Annotated in this window: 15 protein-coding genes; all 15 read right to left on the bottom strand. The window is 70.4% G+C overall.

The genetic code is table 11. From position 1 onward, the window contains the following. Window positions 1-46: 46 nt before the first annotated feature. The 15 genes from AS25_RS03810 to efp all read right to left on the bottom strand — a co-directional run bounded on the left by AS25_RS03810 (window position 47) and on the right by efp (window position 16,905). Window positions 47-2,563, bottom strand: a complete 2,517-nt coding sequence (locus AS25_RS03810; RefSeq protein WP_035961849.1) for a primosomal protein N' family DNA-binding protein — start codon at window positions 2,561-2,563, stop codon at window positions 47-49. Further along, window positions 2,560-3,765: a methionine adenosyltransferase gene (gene metK, locus AS25_RS03805; RefSeq protein ID WP_143467385.1), complete on the bottom strand. Its 1,206-nt coding sequence runs from the start codon at window positions 3,763-3,765 to the stop codon at window positions 2,560-2,562. The genes AS25_RS03810 and metK overlap by 4 nt, the downstream gene beginning before the upstream one ends. Window positions 3,766-3,776: 11 nt before the next feature. Next, window positions 3,777-5,075, bottom strand: a complete 1,299-nt coding sequence (gene coaBC, locus AS25_RS03800; RefSeq protein WP_084117979.1) for a bifunctional phosphopantothenoylcysteine decarboxylase/phosphopantothenate--cysteine ligase CoaBC — start codon at window positions 5,073-5,075, stop codon at window positions 3,777-3,779. Then, window positions 5,072-5,536 carry a DNA-directed RNA polymerase subunit omega gene (gene rpoZ, locus AS25_RS03795; protein ID WP_156960884.1) on the bottom strand — a complete coding sequence of 155 codons (465 nt, stop codon included), beginning with the start codon at window positions 5,534-5,536 and terminating at the stop codon, window positions 5,072-5,074. The genes coaBC and rpoZ overlap by 4 nt, the downstream gene beginning before the upstream one ends. A 73-nt stretch (window positions 5,537-5,609) precedes the next feature. Beyond that, window positions 5,610-6,185, bottom strand: coding sequence for a guanylate kinase (gene gmk / locus AS25_RS03790; RefSeq protein ID WP_035961839.1), 576 nt, complete (start codon window positions 6,183-6,185; stop codon window positions 5,610-5,612). A gap of 111 nt (window positions 6,186-6,296) precedes the next feature. Next, the gene (gene mihF, locus AS25_RS03785; protein ID WP_035961833.1) at window positions 6,297-6,611 is read right to left on the bottom strand and encodes an integration host factor, actinobacterial type; all 315 of its coding nucleotides are present in this window, start codon (window positions 6,609-6,611) and stop codon (window positions 6,297-6,299) included. A 168-nt stretch (window positions 6,612-6,779) separates the two neighbouring features. Further along, window positions 6,780-7,784 (bottom strand): orotidine-5'-phosphate decarboxylase, encoded by a 1,005-nt coding sequence (gene pyrF / locus AS25_RS03780; RefSeq protein WP_035961828.1) that lies wholly within the window; start codon window positions 7,782-7,784, stop codon window positions 6,780-6,782. Then, window positions 7,777-11,097, bottom strand: coding sequence for a carbamoyl-phosphate synthase large subunit (gene carB, locus AS25_RS03775; RefSeq protein ID WP_035961823.1), 3,321 nt, complete (start codon window positions 11,095-11,097; stop codon window positions 7,777-7,779). The genes pyrF and carB overlap by 8 nt, the downstream gene beginning before the upstream one ends. Beyond that, on the bottom strand, window positions 11,097-12,281 hold the full coding sequence (carA, locus tag AS25_RS03770; RefSeq protein ID WP_035961815.1) for a glutamine-hydrolyzing carbamoyl-phosphate synthase small subunit: 1,185 nt from the start codon (window positions 12,279-12,281) through the stop codon (window positions 11,097-11,099). The genes carB and carA overlap by 1 nt, the downstream gene beginning before the upstream one ends. Before the next feature lie 57 nt (window positions 12,282-12,338). Beyond that, a complete protein-coding gene (locus AS25_RS03765) occupies window positions 12,339-12,833 on the bottom strand; it encodes a PH-like domain-containing protein (protein ID WP_035961812.1) in 495 nt (164 codons plus the stop codon). A 22-nt stretch (window positions 12,834-12,855) separates the two neighbouring features. Then, entirely contained in the window at window positions 12,856-14,166 is a 1,311-nt protein-coding gene (locus AS25_RS03760) for a dihydroorotase (RefSeq protein ID WP_035962351.1), read from the bottom strand. 10 nt (window positions 14,167-14,176) lie between these two features. Continuing rightward, window positions 14,177-15,160, bottom strand: a complete 984-nt coding sequence (locus tag AS25_RS03755; protein WP_035961805.1) for an aspartate carbamoyltransferase catalytic subunit — start codon at window positions 15,158-15,160, stop codon at window positions 14,177-14,179. Beyond that, a complete protein-coding gene (pyrR, locus tag AS25_RS03750) occupies window positions 15,157-15,819 on the bottom strand; it encodes a bifunctional pyr operon transcriptional regulator/uracil phosphoribosyltransferase PyrR (protein WP_035961799.1) in 663 nt (220 codons plus the stop codon). The genes AS25_RS03755 and pyrR overlap by 4 nt, the downstream gene beginning before the upstream one ends. 109 nt (window positions 15,820-15,928) lie before the next feature. Beyond that, window positions 15,929-16,345 (bottom strand): transcription antitermination factor NusB, encoded by a 417-nt coding sequence (nusB, locus tag AS25_RS03745; RefSeq protein ID WP_035961791.1) that lies wholly within the window; start codon window positions 16,343-16,345, stop codon window positions 15,929-15,931. Continuing rightward, window positions 16,342-16,905 (bottom strand): elongation factor P, encoded by a 564-nt coding sequence (gene efp / locus AS25_RS03740; RefSeq protein WP_035961782.1) that lies wholly within the window; start codon window positions 16,903-16,905, stop codon window positions 16,342-16,344. Before efp ends, nusB begins: the two co-directional genes overlap by 4 nt. Window positions 16,906-16,945 lie beyond the last annotated feature (40 nt).

The following is a 16,945-nucleotide window of genomic DNA, read 5'->3' as shown; positions in this document are numbered from 1 at the left end:
GTACCGGGCCGGGTTCCCGGGCCATGGGGAACCGCCTGACACCGGCCTACAGCAGGTCCGCGACGTCGCACCGCACCGCCACGGGGGCGTGCTCCCGCAGTGCCGACGCGCGGGCTTTCTCAGCCCGAAGCGCCAAGGTCACGCGCGGGGCGATGCCGAACCCGAAGAACAGCAACGCCCGGTAGGGACGTTCCGACGCGCGTTCCATCCGAGCACTCGAGGTGCCGGAGGGCACGTCCAGCGTGGCGGGACGGGGCTCGGCGTGCGGGACGTCGGCGCCGTTGCCCACGGCCTGCTCGACCGGTGCCGGTCCCACGACCCGGACCTGTTCCGGTAGACGCAGATCCCGGAGGGTGGCCTCCACTGCGTCGCGCGGACCGGTCAGCGCCGCGGTACGCACCGCCGGCGGCAATCCGAGTTCGTGGCGCTCCCGAAGTTCCCGCTCGGCGTGGCCCGCCGGGTCCCAGCGCACGAGCGCCCCAACCGCGCGGTCCTGATCCGCGGTCACCACCACGGTCCCGCCGTGCCCACCCGCCCGCACGAGTGCTGCGGCATTGAACCACCGCCGCAGTGTCTGCTCCTCCGCGCGCAGCCACGGCCGGGCGAGCATCTGGTTCCCGTCCAGCAACAGGGCCGCGGCGTACCCGCCCGACGCCACGGGCTCGGCCCCCGGGGTCGCCACCACGAGCGCCGGTTCCGCCCCGACCGTGGTGCGCACCGTGCGGTCGCTCGACGAGATCACGGGGACCTGCGGGAACGATCGGCCCAGCTCCTCCACGGTCCGGGACGCCCCCACGGAGCTCAATCGCACCCGGGTGAACCCGCACTCCACGCACCGCCAGTCATGGGCGTGACGCCCGCACCACGTGCACACCGGCACGGCGTGGGCGGAGCTCAGCGCGAGGGGCCCGTCACACGCTTGGCAGCGCGCGGGCGTGCGACACCGCTGGCAGGCGAGCACGGGAGCGTAGCCCTTGCGCGCCACCTGCACGAGCACGGGCCCGGACTTCAGGGCCTCGCGTGCCACCCGGAACGCCTCGTGCGGCAACCGGGCGCGCGCCGCGAGCGGATCGCGCGCGGTGTTGTAGGAATCGGAGGTCGCCTCGATGCGTGGGGAGAACCGGCGCAGGTCCGCGCGATCGGGCGCCACCCGCGCCGCCCATCCCGTGGCCACGAGCCGCAGCGCCTCGGGAGTCACCGCGTACCCCGTGAACAACGCGGCCACACCCTGCAGCTGGGCGCGCAGCAACAGCACGTCCCGGGTGTGCTGGTAGGGGGCGCGCTGCTCCACGAAGTTCACGTCCCCGTCGTCGTGACAGCACACGAGCGCGAGATCCTGCACGGGCGCGTACGCGGTGGAGCGCGTGCCCACGGCCAGGCGCTTCTTCCCGAGCGCGAGTTCGAGGAACCCCCGGTAGCGGGGCGTGGGCCCGTCGTCGGCGTGCAGGCGCACGACGGCATCCTCCCCCACCAGCTCGCACAGCGCCCTTTCGAGCCGCTCGAGTGCCTTGTGATCCGCGACCACGCCCACCGCGCCGCGACCGGCGGCGTACGCGGTGGCCATGGCGCTCGCGGTCAGCACCGCCCAGTCGTGGTCCTCGGCCGAGGGCAGCACTTCCACGACCGCGCGCGCCGGCTCACCGCGCGCCACGGACGCCGCGAACTCCGGGCCGCCCGCGTAGTGCTGCCAGCCGGTCGTCGGGGGTTCCCCGGGGGACGACGACGCGTGTTCGGGTGCGGGCGCGGCGGTCGGGTTCGCTTCCGTGGCGTCGTCGGCGGCCGTGCCGTCGAGCGCGGCCTCGTCCCGGGACGGTTCTTGACCCGGAAGTCCTTCGGTGGTGTTGCCTGTAGCCCGCGCGAGATGACCCGAGACGGCGCCGTCGGGAGCGGAGCCCGCTGATACGCCGGCCGGCGCCGCGGCGTCGACGTCCGGATCCGCGACGTCCGTCTCGGAGGTCCCGGCGGCTTCGGGCGTGCTGAATTCCTTGTCCACCCGCGCGACCCGCGGGGCGATCGCGACCCGCAGGACGTCCGCGACCGTGCCGGCGCAGCGTTCGGCCACGGCCTGCGCGAGCTCGACGATCTCGGGGCGGGCCACCGGCAGCGGCGTGAGCACGCGACGGATGGGCAGCAGACGGTCCTCGGGAACGTCCGTGTGGGCCACGCGGTCCACGACCCACCCGGACATCTTCCGACCCGCGAAGACCACCGAGACCTTGGACCCCACGACCGCTTGCTCGTCGAGGGCAGCGGTCACGCGGTAGTCGAAGACCCGGTCCAGGTGCGGGACGTAGGCCTCGAGCAAGACCTTGGCCACGGGGTCGTGCGCGGCGCGGCCCTCGGAGCCTAGAGGTTTTCGGGGCGAAGAACGTGGCTGGGACGGGGGTGCGGCCTCGGGCAGACCTGCGAGCGCGAGTTGCTCACCGGACGTGTCCCGCTCGGGGGTGTCCCGGCCCGCGGGGATGGAACCCGCAGTCGCGGAGTCCGGGGGTGCGGTGCCCGCCGAGTCCGGCCTGGGGGACTCCGGCGTGGCGGGCTCCCTCCCGGCGGGGCCGGGGCTCACAGCCCCGCGGCGGAACGCAACTCCTGGACCCGGTCCGTGCGCTCCCACGTGAAATCGGGGTCGGTGCGGCCGAAATGACCGTGGGCGGCGGTCTTGGCGTAGATGGGGCGCTTGAGGTCCAGGTCCTCGATGATCGCCAGCGGCCGCAGGTCGAAGACCTCGGAGATCGCCTTCTCGATCCGCGCGGGGTCCACGGTCTCGGTGCCGAAGGTCTCCACGTACAGGCCCACGGGACGGGCCTGGCCGATCGCGTAGGCCACCTGGACCTCCGCCCGGCGGGCCAGTCCGGCGGCCACGACGTTCTTGGCGACCCAGCGCATCGCGTACGCGGCGGAGCGGTCCACCTTGGAGGGGTCCTTGCCGGAGAACGCACCGCCACCGTGGCGGGCCATGCCGCCGTAGGTGTCCACGATGATCTTGCGTCCGGTCAGCCCGGCGTCCCCCACGGGCCCGCCGCGCACGAAGTTGCCCGCGGGGTTGACGATGATCTTTGTTGCGGACAGGTCCAGTCCGGAGTCCTCCAGGACGGGGCTGATCACGCTGGTCGTGAGATCGCGGGTGAGCTGGTCCAGGTCGTAGTTCTCCGCGTGCTGGGAGGAGACGACCACGGTGTCCACGGAGACGGGGGTGTGCCCGTCGTAACCCAGGGTCACCTGGGTCTTGCCGTCCGGACGCAGACCGGGCAGCACCGCGGTCTTACGCACACGGGTGAGCTGCTCGGACAGCCGGTGCGCCAACAGGATGGGGGCGGGCATGAGCGTGTCGGTCTCGTCCGAGGCGTACCCGAACATGATGCCCTGGTCCCCCGCACCCTGGGCGTCCCGGGGGTCACGCGCGGCACCGGTGCGCTCCTCGAGGGAGGTGAACACACCCTCGTAGATCTCGTTGGACTGCTCGCCCACGCTGATGGACACACCGCAGAACTCACCGTCGAAACCGTGCACGGAGGAGTTGTACCCGATGTCCAGCAGGGTCTTACGCACGATGTGGGGGATCTCCACGTACGCGTCCGTCTTGACCTCGCCCGCCACGTGCACGAGGCCCGTGGTGACCATGGTCTCCACGGCCACCGAGGAATTGGGGTCCTCGGTCAGCAGGGCGTCCAGGATCGAGTCGGAGATCTGGTCACAGATCTTGTCCGGGTGCCCCTCGGTCACGGACTCGGACGTGAAGATTCTCAGGTGCTTGCTCGCTTCGCTCACGGGAGACCACATTACCCGTCGGTGCTGACGTCCTCGGCGATGCGCTGCACCACGAACCGCGCGACCTCGTCCTTGGTCCCGCGCGCCCCGCGGTCCTCGCTCGAGCGGGCCGAGAGCACGGTGACCTCGGTGTCGTCGCGACCGAAGACCTTGTCCGTGCCCACCTCGTTGAGCACGAGCAGGTCGCAGCCCTTGCGTTCGAGCTTGGCGCGCGCGAAGTCGAGCACCGAGTGCTCGGCGTCCCCGGTCTCCGCGGCGAAGCCCACGATCAGCTGCTCGAGCGAGCGCTCGGCACGCTGGGCCACGACGGCGCGCAGGATGTCCGGGTTGCGCACCAGCCGGATCACGGGGTCCGCGCCGTCCTCGGACTTCTTCATCTTGTGCTCGCCCACGGTGTCCGGGCGGTAGTCCGCCACGGCGGCGGCCATGATCACGACGTCGGCCTCGCGCGCGGCGGCCAGGGTCGCGTCCTGCAGCTCACGCGCCGAGGACACGCGCGTGATGTCGACGCCGCTCGGCAGCTCGGTCTCCACGTGCGCGGCGATCAGGTGCACGTGTGCGCCCGCGTCGCGCGCGGCACGGGCCAGGGCCACGCCCTGCTTGCCCGAGGACCGGTTGCCCAGGAAGCGCACGGGATCCAGGGCTTCGCGCGTCCCGCCCGCGGTGACCAGGACGCGGCGGCCGCGCAGAGCGTCGTCGCCGTCGGACGATGAGTGGGCGGAGCTGGAGGCGGGGTCCACGAGGGCGAGCGCGGCGTCGAAGATCTCCTGCGGCTCGGGTAACCGGCCCGGGCCGCTGTCCTTGCCCGTGAGCCGACCGCTGGCCGGGTCGAGGACCGTGTGGCCGTGCTGGCGCAACAGGGCGACGTTGCGCTGCGTGGCCGGGTTCTGCCACATCTCGGTGTGCATGGCGGGGGCCAACAGCACGGGCGCGGCGGTCGCGAGCACCGTGGTGGTCAGCAGGTCGTCCGCGTGCCCGTGGGCCACCCGGGCCATGAGGTCCGCCGTGGCCGGGGCGATCACCACGAGGTCCGCTGCCTGGCCCTGGGCCACGTGATTGACCGTGTCGATCCGGTCGAAGACCGACCCCGAGACGTGCTCGCCGGTGAGCGCCTCCCACGTGGGCGCGCCCACGAACTGCAGGGCGGCCTCGGTGGGCATGGGCACCACGTGGTGACCGGCCTCGGAGAACAACCGGGACAGCAGGGCGGCCTTGTATGCGGCGATGCCCCCGCCCACACCCAACACCACGCGCAACGGGGCGCGGGGCGGGGCGGGGACGGGGGCGTCGCGGCCGAGCGGGTCGGTCACTGCTCGGAGGACTCCGCGGAACCCTCGGCGGGGTCCTCGGTGTCCGTGGCCGGGGTCTCCTCGGAGGTCTCCCCCAGCTGGACGCCGTCGGAGAACACCGCGGTGCCGTCCTGCTCACCCTGGGCGAAGAAGTCGCCGGTGAACATGTCCGTGGCGGTGGGTTCGTCGCTGACCATCTGGCCGTTGGGGGTGAACCCGGTGTGGTCCACATGCACGGCCTCGATCAGGCCCTCGTCGATCTCGCGGAACGCGATGGACAGGGGCTTCTCGTTGAGCTGGGTGTCCACGAGCGGACCCACGTACTCGAACAGACCCTCGTGCAACTGCGAGTAGTATGCGTTGATCTGGCGGGCGCGGCGGGCACCGAAGATCACCAGGCCGTACTTGGAATCCGTCTTGTCGAGCAACCGATCGACGGGCGGGTTGACGATGCCTTCGTTGTTCGTGCTCACGTGTTTCATGACTCCTGTGGTGGACGGGAAAGATGGTGCTACTGGCCGTGGGGGCTGCGCGGATCCGGGGCGGCTGACCGCCTCAACGGTGCGATGTGCTCGGCAACCCCATGAGGGCCACGAGTTCGGCGGCGGCGCGTTCCACCGTGTCGTTGACGACGGTGTGATCGAACTCGGGTTGCGCCGCGAGTTCCAGTTTAGCCGTTTCCAGCCGACGCTGCTGTTGCTCGGGGGTCTCGGTGCCCCGGCCCACGAGCCGGTGCACCATTTCCTCCCAACTCGGCGGGGCCAGGAACACGAACTGGGCGTCCGGCATGGTCTGGCGCACGCTGCGCGCTCCCTGCAAGTCGATCTCGAGCAGGACACTGCGCCCCGCCGCGAGCGCCTCCTCGACCTTGTGGCGCGGTGTGCCGTACCGGTTGAGGTTGTGCACGACCGCCCATTCGAGCAGGTCGTGACGCTCGATCATGTCGTCGAACTCGGCGTCGCTGACGAAGAAGTAGTGCACGCCGTCCACCTCGCCGGGCCGCGGCGCACGCGTGGTGGCCGAGACGGACAACCACACCTGCGGGTAGTGGTCCCGGATGTAGGTGGACACCGTTCCTTTGCCCACGGCCGTGGGGCCGGCCAGAACGGTCACGGTGGGTGTGGGACGCACGGGTACCTCCCGAAGATGACGGTGACGGGCGAGCGGTCAGCTCGCCCGTCACTGTATCAACCGTGGGTCCCGGCGGTCGCGCCCGGGGTGGGGCGGATCGGGGACCGGGGTTCAGCGGTCCAGGTAGTCCACGAGCGCCTTGCGCTGGTGCTGACCCAGGCCACGCACCCGACGGGTGGGTGCGATCCCGATCTGCTCCATGATCGCCGCCGAGCGCACCTTCCCGATCCCGGGGGTGGCCTCGAGCAGTTCGGTGACCTTCAGGCGGCTGACGGCTTCGTCCTCCTCGCCCCTGCGCAGCACTTGCGCCACGGTGATCGACCCGTCCCGCAGTCCCTTCTTGATCTCCGCCCGCGCGGTCCGCGCCGCCGTGGCTTTCTCGCGCGCGCGTGCGCGCTCTTCGTCCGTCAGTGGCCGCAATGCCATGCCCAGCTCTCCTCCTCGTGTGACAGCGGCTCGGCCGTGCGCCTGATGGGGGGGGGACGCACGCAAGCCGTCCCCCTGAAAGTACCGGACACGTTTGCCGCCGTACACACAATGAACGCCCCCTGACGTGGCCTTTCGGGCCGCCGCCAGGGGGCGTTCACGGGGGTCTCAGGACAGCTGGAGGTGCGTGCGTAATTCCTCGGTGCTGCGGTCGATGGCGTCCCGCAGCGCGGGGACGTCCGGACCGTGACGCAGTACACCTCGCGAGGAGTTCGCGAGCACTGTGGGCCTGACGTGCTCAAACACCGTGGCCACGGCCGCGGCGTCCGCGCCCTGGGCACCGTAACCGGGGGCCAGGATCGGCCCGTTCAGGGTGCTCAGATCGATGTCCAGGGACGCTAGGGCCTCTCCCACGGTCGCCCCGATCACCGCTCCGCACGAGCCCAGGGTGGCCACCGACGGTGACGTCACGATTTCATTACGATTGTTCCCGGCCCCCGTATTCGCGCCGGTGACACCGCGATCGGCCGCCGCGGCAGCACCGTCCGACGGCGCCGTCGAACCTTCCGGGGACGACGACGCCGTGCCCGGCCGGGGCTGCGCCGTCGCGTTCTCCCGGGCGATCGCGGCCAGGACGGACCCGGCCACGGACCCGGTGCCGCCCACGTGCTGGACGGACGCGCCCTCCGGGTTGGAGGTCAGCGCGAGCACGAACGTCCCGCGCCCGGTCCCACGCGCGAGGTCCAGGGCCGGACGCAGGGACTCGAAGCCGAGGTAGGGACTCAGCGTCACGGCGTCGGCCGCGAGGGGCGAGTCGTCGGAGAGCCACGCGCTCGCGTAGGCAGCCATGGTGGAACCGATGTCCCCGCGCTTGGCGTCCGCGATGCTCAGCAGCCCGGCCTCGCGGGACTCCCGCAGGACGCGCTCGAGCACCGCGAAGCCCGCGGAACCGTACGCCTCGAACAGGGCGACCTGCGGTTTCACGGCCGCGCACCGCTCCGCTGCGGCTTCGAGGACGCGCAGCGCGAAGCGCTCGAGGCCCTGCGCCGTGGCGGGCAGAGCCCACGCGTCCAGCAAGGAGGGGTGGGGGTCGATCCCCACGCACAGCGGACCCGCAACGGTCATCGCCCGTTCGAGGCGGGCCCCGAAGGGAACACGCTCGGACTCAGCCACGGGTGTCCCCCGCGGCGACCTGCTCCCGCAGCTTCTGCTCGTGCTCCTGCAGGGACGTCACGGACCACGAGTACTGCCGCTGCGCGGTGATCGCCTGCAGTGCTGCACCGAGCTCCGAGACCGTGGTCATGGTGGGCACACCCACGGACGTGGCCGCCGCACGGATCTGGTACCCGTCGCCGCGGGCCTGCTGACCGCCGGAGGGCGTGTTGAAGATCAGGTCGATCTTCCCGTCCGTGATCAGGTCCGCGACCGAGGGGGACCCGTCGTCGGCGTCGGCGATCTTGGCCACGACCGTGGACTCGATGCCGTTGCGCCGCAGCACCTGGGCCGTGCCGCCCGTGGAGACGATCTCGAAGCCCAGGTCCGCGAACATCTTCACGGGGATCACCGCGGAGCGCTTGTCCTTGTTGGCGACCGAGACGAACAACCGTCCGGACGTGGGCAGCGGCCCGCCCGCGGCGGCCTGCGCCTTGGCGAACGCGGTGTCGAAGTACCGGTCGATGCCCATGACCTCACCCGTGGAGCGCATCTCGGGACCCAGCAGCGAGTCCACCACGGTGCCCTCCGGGGTACGGAAGCGCGCGAACGGCAGCACGACCTCCTTGACCGCGGTGGGGGTCTGCTCGGGCAGGGTCGTGCCGTCGTAGTCCGCGGGGAGCATCCCCTGCTCGCGCAGCTCGGCCACGGTGCGCCCGGTGCCGATCAGCGCGGCGGCCTTGGCCATCTGCACGCCCGTGGCCTTGGACACGAACGGCACCGTGCGCGAGGCCCGCGGGTTGGCCTCGATCACGTAGAGCACATCCGAGGCGAGAGCGAACTGCAGGTTGATCAGACCCCTCACGCCCACGCCGCGCGCAATGGCTTCGGTGGCCTCGCGCACGCGGGAGATCACGTCCGGGCCCAGGGTGATGGGGGGCAGCACGCACGCGGAGTCACCGGAGTGGATCCCGGCCTCCTCGATGTGCTCCATGATCCCGCCCACGTAGCAGTCCTTGCCGTCGTAGAGCGCGTCCACGTCGATCTCGATCGCGTCCTCGAGGAACTTATCGATCAGGGCCGGGCGGCTCGGGCTGACCTCGGTCGCGTTCTCGAGGTAGGACTTCAGGGACGCCTCGTCGTAGACGATCTCCATCCCGCGCCCACCGAGCACGTAGGACGGGCGCACCAGCACGGGGTAGCCGATCTCGTGGGCGATCCGGCTGGCCTGCTCGAAGGTGTGGGCCGTGCCGTTCTTGGGCTGGCGCAACCCCGCCTCAGTGAGCACGCGCGCGAACTCCCCGCGGTCCTCCGCCAGGTCGATCGCCTCGGGGGTCGTCCCGAGGATCGGCACGCCCGCGGCCTTGAGGTCTGCCGCGAGCTTGAGCGGGGTCTGCCCGCCGAGCTGCACGAAGACACCGAGCAGCCCACCCGAGCGGCGCTCGGCCTCCACGACCTCCATGACGTCCTCGAACGTGAGCGGTTCGAAGTACAGCCTCGTGGAGATGTCGTAGTCGGTCGAAACGGTCTCCGGGTTGCAGTTGAGCATCACGGTCTCGTACCCGGCCTCGCGCAACACCATGGACGCGTGCACGCACGAGTAGTCGAATTCGATCCCCTGCCCGATCCGGTTGGGCCCGGAACCCAGGATCATGACCGAAGGCTTCTCGTGCGGGGCCACCTCCGTTTCGCGGTCGTAGCTCGAGTAGTGGTACGGGGTGAACGCCTCGAACTCGGCGGCGCACGTGTCCACGGTCTTGTAGACGGGGCGGATGTCCAGCGCGTGGCGCACCCCGCGCACCACCGATTCCTCGAGGTGGACCAGCTCACCGATCTGGGCGTCGGAGAAGCCGTGGCGCTTGGCCTCCCGCAGCGTGACCGGGCGCAGGTCCGGGTCCGCGCGCACCAGGTCCGCGGTCTCGTTGAGCAACTGGATCTGGTCGAGGAACCACGGGTCGATCGCCGTGGCCTCGAAGACTTGTTCCACGCTCGCACCCGCGAGAAGGGCCTGCTGCACGTTGCGCAACCGGTGGGTGGTGGTCTCGCGGCACGTCTCCACGAGCCGGGCCACCGTGTTGGGCCCGGGCTCCACGGCCGGGCGGGCGAAGCTGAAGGACGAACCCTTCTGCTCGAGCGAGCGCATGGCCTTCTGCAGCGCCTCGGTGAAGTTGCGCCCGATCGCCATGGCCTCGCCCACCGACTTCATGGTTGTAGTCAGCGTGGGGTCCGCGGCCGGGAACTTCTCGAACGCGAAGCGCGGGACCTTCACGACCACGTAGTCCAGGGTGGGCTCGAAGCTCGCGGGGGTCTTCTGCGTGATGTCATTGGGGATCTCGTCGAGCGTGTACCCCAGGGACAGCTTGGTCGCGATCTTGGCGATCGGGAAGCCCGTGGCCTTGGACGCGAGCGCCGAGGAACGGGAGACGCGCGGGTTCATCTCGATGACCACGATCCGCCCGGTCGCGGGTTCCACCGCGAACTGGATGTTGCACCCGCCTGTGTCCACGCCCACTTCACGGATCACGGCGATCGCGATGTCACGCATGCGCTGGTACTCGCGGTCGGTCAGGGTCAGGGCCGGGGCCACGGTGATCGAATCGCCCGTGTGCACGCCCACCGGGTCCACGTTCTCGATCGAGCACACGACCACCACGTTGTCGTTGGCGTCGCGCATCATCTCGAGCTCGTACTCCTTCCACCCCAGGATGGACTCCTCGAGGAGCACCTCCGAGGTGGGTGAGTACTGGATCCCGGCACCGGCGATGCGGTGCAGATCGGTCTCGTCGTACGCGAGACCCGAGCCCAGTCCGCCCATCGTGAAGGACGGGCGCACGACCATGGGGTAACCGAGCTTCTCGGCGGCGACGAGCGCCTCGTCCATGGAGTGCACGATGATCGAGCGCGCGGATTCCGCGCCGCAGCGTTCGACGACGCCCTTGAAGGCCTCGCGGTCCTCGCCCAGGTTGATCGCGTCCACGTCCGCGCCGATCAGCTCGACGTCGTACTTCTCGAGCACGCCGTTGGCGTCCAGGGCCAGGGCCGTGTTCAGCGCTGTCTGCCCGCCCAGGGTGGGCAGCACGGCGTCGGGACGTTCCTTCGCGATGATCTTCTCGACCGTCTCCGGGGTGATGGGCTCCACGTAGGTGGCGTCCGCGAACTCGGGATCGGTCATGATCGTGGCCGGGTTGGAGTTGACCAGGATCATGCGCAGCCCCTCGTCCTTGAGGACGCGCAGGGCCTGGGTCCCGGAGTAGTCGAACTCCGCGGCCTGCCCGATCACGATGGGACCGGAGCCGATCACCAGGACGCTGTTGAGGTCTTGCCTGCGGGGCATTACTTGTCTCCTGCTTCCGAATCGGGGCTCTGACCGGCCCGGTCCATCATGTCGATAAAGCGGTCGAAGAGGTAGGCGGAGTCGTGCGGACCCGCGGCGGCCTCGGGGTGGTACTGCACCGAGAACGCGGGGATGTCCTCGCAGCGCAGTCCTTCCACGACGTCGTCGTTGAGCCCCACGTGGGACACACTGACCCGCCCGTAGCGGGACTCGGGCGCGGTCACGGGCTCCCCCACGGGCGCGTCCACCGCGAAGCCGTGGTTCTGGGAGGTGATCTCCACCTTGCCCGTGGCGAGGTCCATGACCGGCTGGTTGATCCCGCGGTGACCGAACGTGAGCTTGTACGTGCCGAAGCCCAGCGCGCGGCCCAGCAGCTGGTTCCCGAAGCAGATGCCGAAGAACGGGATGCCCTCGTCCAGCACGCGGCGCAGCAGGGCCACCTGCTCGTCCGCGGTGGCCGGGTCCCCCGGGCCGTTCGAGAAGAACACGCCGTCCGGGTGCAGCGCCTGCACCTGCTCGAAGCTCACGTCCGCGGGCACCACGTGCACACGGACACCGCGTTCGGCCAGGCGCTGCGGGGTCATGGACTTGATCCCCAGGTCCACCGCGACCACTTCATGGCGCACCGGGGCGTCCCAGCCGTGCTCGCGCGGCTCCACCACGTAGGTCTCGTCCGTGCTCACGTGCTCGGCGAGCGCGCGGCCAGCCATCCCCGGCTGTTCGGCGACCCGCTGCACGAGCTGGGCCACGGGCTCACCGGCCTGCTCGCCGGAGAAGATCCCGGCGCGCATCGCGCCCTTGTCGCGCAGGTGGCGGGTCAGCGCGCGGGTGTCCACGCCCTGGATCCCGGTGATGCCCTGCTCGGCCAGCTCGTCGTCCAGGGAGCGTTCACTGCGCCAGTTGGAGGGTCGGCGCGCGGGGTCACGCACCACGAAGCCGTTGACCCAGATCTTGCGGGACTCCATGTCGTCCGGGTTCACGCCCGTGTTGCCGATGTGGGGGGCGGTCTGGATCACGATCTGCCCCGCGTAGGAGGGGTCGGTCAGCGTCTCCTGGTAGCCGGTCATCCCGGTCGCGAAGACCGCTTCGCCGAACGCCGTGCCGGGAGCACCCCAGGCGCGGCCCTCGAACACCGTGCCGTCCTCGAGGACCATGACGGCCGGTTCGATCCGTGGTGAGTTCATGACGAACTCCTTTCGTTGAGCGTTCCGGGAGCATCACGGCTCCCGGGAATTCGGTTCTCAGGCGTCCAGCAGGGCCGACGCCGCGTCCTCCAGTTGTCGTGACCCCTCACCGGTGCGCGCGCGGAAGCCGGTGTCCACGCGGGTGTCCCCGAGGTCCCAGGTCAGCACCACGAGTCCGTCGCGTTCCACGAACTTGCCGACCATCCCGGACGCGGTGGACACCGCGCGCAGGTCCTCCCGGGGGATGAACACGTCCGGGGCGCCCTGGCGGTTGAGGAACACGCCGTCCGGGGCCACGATCGCCTCCGCGTTCGTGCGCACCCCCAGACCGTGCCCGGCGATGCGTTCGAGCGGCTGGGCGGTGTAGGTCGTGACCACGTACATCCCGTCCACGCGTGCGGTGGCCCGTTGCAACAGGTCCCGGGGCGCCTGGGCCGGCGCGGCCAAGCCCGCCTGGCGTCGCACCCGACCCCGCCAACCCCACCGGATCAGGGCGAAGAGCACCACGACGATCAGGATGGTCAACAGGGTGGGTACGAGCTTGTCCGACATGGGCGGCCTTTCGTGGGGGTGGTCAGCGGGTCAGCGGCGTGGCGGGTTCGCCGTCACGCACCACGGGGTGACCGCGGTAGAACGTGGCGCGCACACCGCCGGGCAGGGTCATCCCCCGGTACGGACTATTGCGGCCCTTGGACGCGTGGGTCGTGGGATCCACGGGGGTCTGCCCGCTGGGGTCCCACAGCACGATGTTCGCGGTGGCCCCGGGGGCCAGTTCCTGGCCCTGGTCGGTCAGGCCCAGGATCCGGGCGGGGGTGCGGGACATGATCTGCGCCACGCGCTCCCACCCGATCAGCCCGGTGTCCACGAGGGTCGACTGGACCACCGCGAGGGCGGTCTCCAGACCCGTCATGCCGTGGGCCGCGCAGCTCCACTCGCATTCCTTGTCCTCCGCGGTGTGCGGGGCGTGGTCCGTGCCGATCACGTCGATCGTGCCCTCGGCCACGGCACGGCGCAGGGCCTGGACGTCGTCGTCAGTGCGCAGCGGCGGGTTGACCTTGTAGACGGGGTCGAAGGTGCGCACGAGTTCGTCGGTGAGCAACAGGTGGTGCGGGGTGACCTCCGCGGTCACGGCCACGCCGCGCTCCTTGGCCCAGCGCACGATGTCCACGGACCCCTTGGTGGAGAGGTGGCAGATGTGCAGGCGGGAGTCCACGTGCTGGGTCAGCAGCACGTCCCGGGCGATGATCGCCTCCTCGGCCACCGCGGGCCAGCCCGTGAGACCGAGGTCAGCGGAGACCGCGCCCTCGTTCATCTGGGCGCCCTCGGTCAGGCGCGGTTCCTGGGCGTGCTGGGCGATGATCCCCCCGAAGGACTTGACGTACTCGAGGGCCCGGCGCATCAGCACGGGGTCGTGGACGCACTTGCCGTCGTCGGAGAACATCCGTACACCCGCGCGGGACTCCGCCATCGCGCGGATCTCGGACAGCTGCGTGCCCCCGAGCCCCACCGTGACCGCGCCCACGGGGTGGACGTCGCACCACCCGGCGTCGCGGCCCAGCTGCCACACCTGCTCGACCACGCCGGCGGTGTCCGCCACGGGGTGGGAGTTGGCCATCGCGAACACCGCGGTGAACCCACCCCGGGCCGCCGCGCGCGTTCCGGTCTCCACGGTCTCGGCGTCCTCGTGACCCGGTTCGCGCAGGTGGGTGTGCATGTCCACGAGACCCGGAAGGGCCACGGCGCCGGCGGCGTCGATCACGTCCGTACCCTCGGGCACGTCCAGGGTGCCCACGGGACCCACGGCGCCGATCACCCCGTCCGTGAGCAACAGGTCCGCGGGCTCACCGCCCTCGGGGCGGGCGTTGCTGATCAGGTAGGAGCTCATGCGGGCCACCTCAGTTCTCGCTCGGGTACGGGGAGCTCTCGTCACCGGAGAGCAACAGGAACAACACGGCCATGCGCACGGCCACACCGTTGGCCACCTGCTCCAGCACGGTGGAGCGCGGGGAGTCGGCGGCCTCGGAGGAGATCTCCAGGCCGCGGTTCATGGGTCCGGGGTGCATGAACACTGTGGGCGCACCCATGTCCTCGAGGCGCTGCACGCGTTGGGACGTGAGCCCCCAGCCGCGCGTGTACTCGGCCTCGCTCGGGAAGAACGCGGCGTTCATGCGCTCGCGCTGCAACCGCAGCATCATCACGGCGTCCGGGGCCTCGGCGAGTACGGCGTCCAGGTCGTAGCCGACCTCGCACGGCCAGTCGTCCATGGCCACGGGGACCAGGGTGGGCGGGGCCACGAGGGTCACGCGTGCGCCCAGGGTCGTGAGCAACCACACGTTGGAGCGGGCCACGCGGGAGTGCAGCACGTCCCCCACGATCACCACGTGCATCCCCTCGAGGTCCATCCCGGTGCTCGCGACACCCGTGGCGCCCGAACGCACGCGGCGGAGGGTCATGGCGTCGAGCAGGGCCTGGGTGGGGTGCGCGTGCTTGCCGTCCCCGGCGTTGATCACCGCGGCGTCGATCCACCCGGAGTCCGCGAGCTGTTGCGGCGCGCCGGAGGATGCGTGGCGGATCACCACGGCGTCCGCGCTCATGGCCATGAGCGTCTGCGCGGTGTCCTTGAGCGATTCGCCCTTGGACACCGAGGAGCCCTTGGCGGAGAAGTTGATCACGTCCGCGCTGAGCCGCTTGGCCGCGGTCTCGAACGAGATCCGGGTGCGCGTGGAGTCCTCGAAGAACAGGTTCACCACGGTGCGTCCGCGCAGGGCGGGCAGTTTCTTGACCGAGCGTGAGGACACGGCGGCCATCTGGTCCGCGGTGTCCAGGATGCGTACCGCTTCCCGGTAGCTCAGCTCGTTGGTCGTCAGCAGGTGCTTCATGCGCGCGGCCCCTTCCCGGCGGTACCGGGGGCGCGGGCGACGTCGTCGTCGGAGACCACCGGCGAGTCGATGATCACGCAGTCCTCGTGACCCCTCGCGCGCGGCTGGGGATCGGACTCGCGCAGCAGCACGCGGACCTTCTCGTGGGAGGACGTGGGCAGGTTCTTGCCCACGTGATCCGCGCGGATGGGCAGCTCGCGGTGGCCGCGGTCCACGAGCACGGCCAGGCGCACCGCGTTGGGGCGTCCCACGTCCACGAGGGCGTCCAGGGCTGCGCGGATCGTGCGCCCCGAGAACAGGACGTCGTCCACGAGCACCAGGGTGCGCCCGTCGATCCCGGAGTCCGGGATCACCGTGGGTTGCGGGGTGCGCGCGGGATGACGCCGCAGGTCGTCGCGGTACATCGTGATGTCGAGCTGACCCGTGCTCTGTTGCGCGTGGAAGTCGGGGTCGATCTGCTCGAGCTTGGCGGCCAACCGCTGGGCCAAGGGGTAGCCGCGACGGGCGATCCCCAGCAGCACGAGACCCCGGGAGCCCTTGTTGGACTCGAGGATCTCGTGGGCGATCCGGGACAGGGCCCGGTCGATGTCGGGTGTCGAGAGAATCACGCGGGACGTCATGCTCCGCGGTGACTGCTCGGCGTGTTCGGGCACGCTCACGTGCCGCCTCCTTCCCCGCCTCACCGGACGGACTTAAAGGGTGCGATCCGTAGTCGAAGCTACCACACGACAAAACCCCGGCCCGTGGCGAGCACGGACCGGGGTGGGTTCAGTCGTCGAGCAGGGAGGGCTTGACCTTCTGCAGCCGCCCCAGCAGCCCGTTGACGAAGCGGGGCGAATCATCCGTGGACAGTTGCCGGGCCACGGCCACCGCCTCCGCGACGGCCACGCCGTCCGGGATCTCCGGGTTGTACAGCAGCTCCCACGCCCCCACGCGCAGCACGTTGCGGTCCACCGCCGGCATCCGGTCCAGCTCCCAGCCCTGGGAGTAGGTCTCGAGGAACTCGTCGATGTCCTCGCGCCGGTCGTGGACGCCCTCGAGGATGTCCACCGTGTACGGATTGATGGGTGAGGACGAGTTCTCCCGGCGCCGCACCAGGGCGTCCCGGACGGATTCGTTACGTTGTTCGGCCTCGAACAGGATCTCGACGGCGCGGATCCGGGCCTTGCTCCGGGCGCCGCTCACTCGTTGACGCGTCCCAGGTAGTCACCGGTGCGGGTGTCGACCTTGACCTTGGTGCCCTGTTCGAGGAACAGCGGGACCTGGATCTGATAGCCGGTCTCAACGGTCGCGGGCTTGGTGCCGCCCGTGGAACGGTCACCCTGCAGACCCGGCTCGGTGTAGGTGATCTCCAACACGACCGACGGCGGCATCTCGATGTACAGGGGCGCGCCCTCGTGCATGGCCACGGTCACGTTCTGGTTCTCGAGCATGAAGTTCGCGGCGTCCCCCACGACGGTGGCCGGCACCGTGATCTGGTCGTACGTGGAGTTGTCCATGAAGACGTAGTCCTCGCCGTCCTGGTACAGGTACTGGTACTCGCTGCGATCCACCGTGGCGGTCTCGATCTTGGCACCGGCATTGAACGTCTTGTCCACCACCTTGCCACTGGTCACGTTGCGCAGCTTGGTGCGCACGAACGCGCCACCCTTCCCGGGCTTGACGTGCTGGAACTCGATGGTCTGCCAGAGGTTGCCGTCGAGCTTGAGGATGGTGCCGTTCTTGATGTCGTTGCTGGTTGCCACGGTGTCACTTTCTCGTCGGGAACGTCGCCGCACGGCGGCG

The organism is Kocuria marina (assembly GCF_000786655.1).
GTDB classification, from domain to species: Bacteria; Actinomycetota; Actinomycetes; order Actinomycetales; family Micrococcaceae; genus Kocuria; species Kocuria marina_A.
Note: the sequence above shows the minus strand (reverse complement) of the source record. Positions and strands in the feature narration are given on the sequence as shown.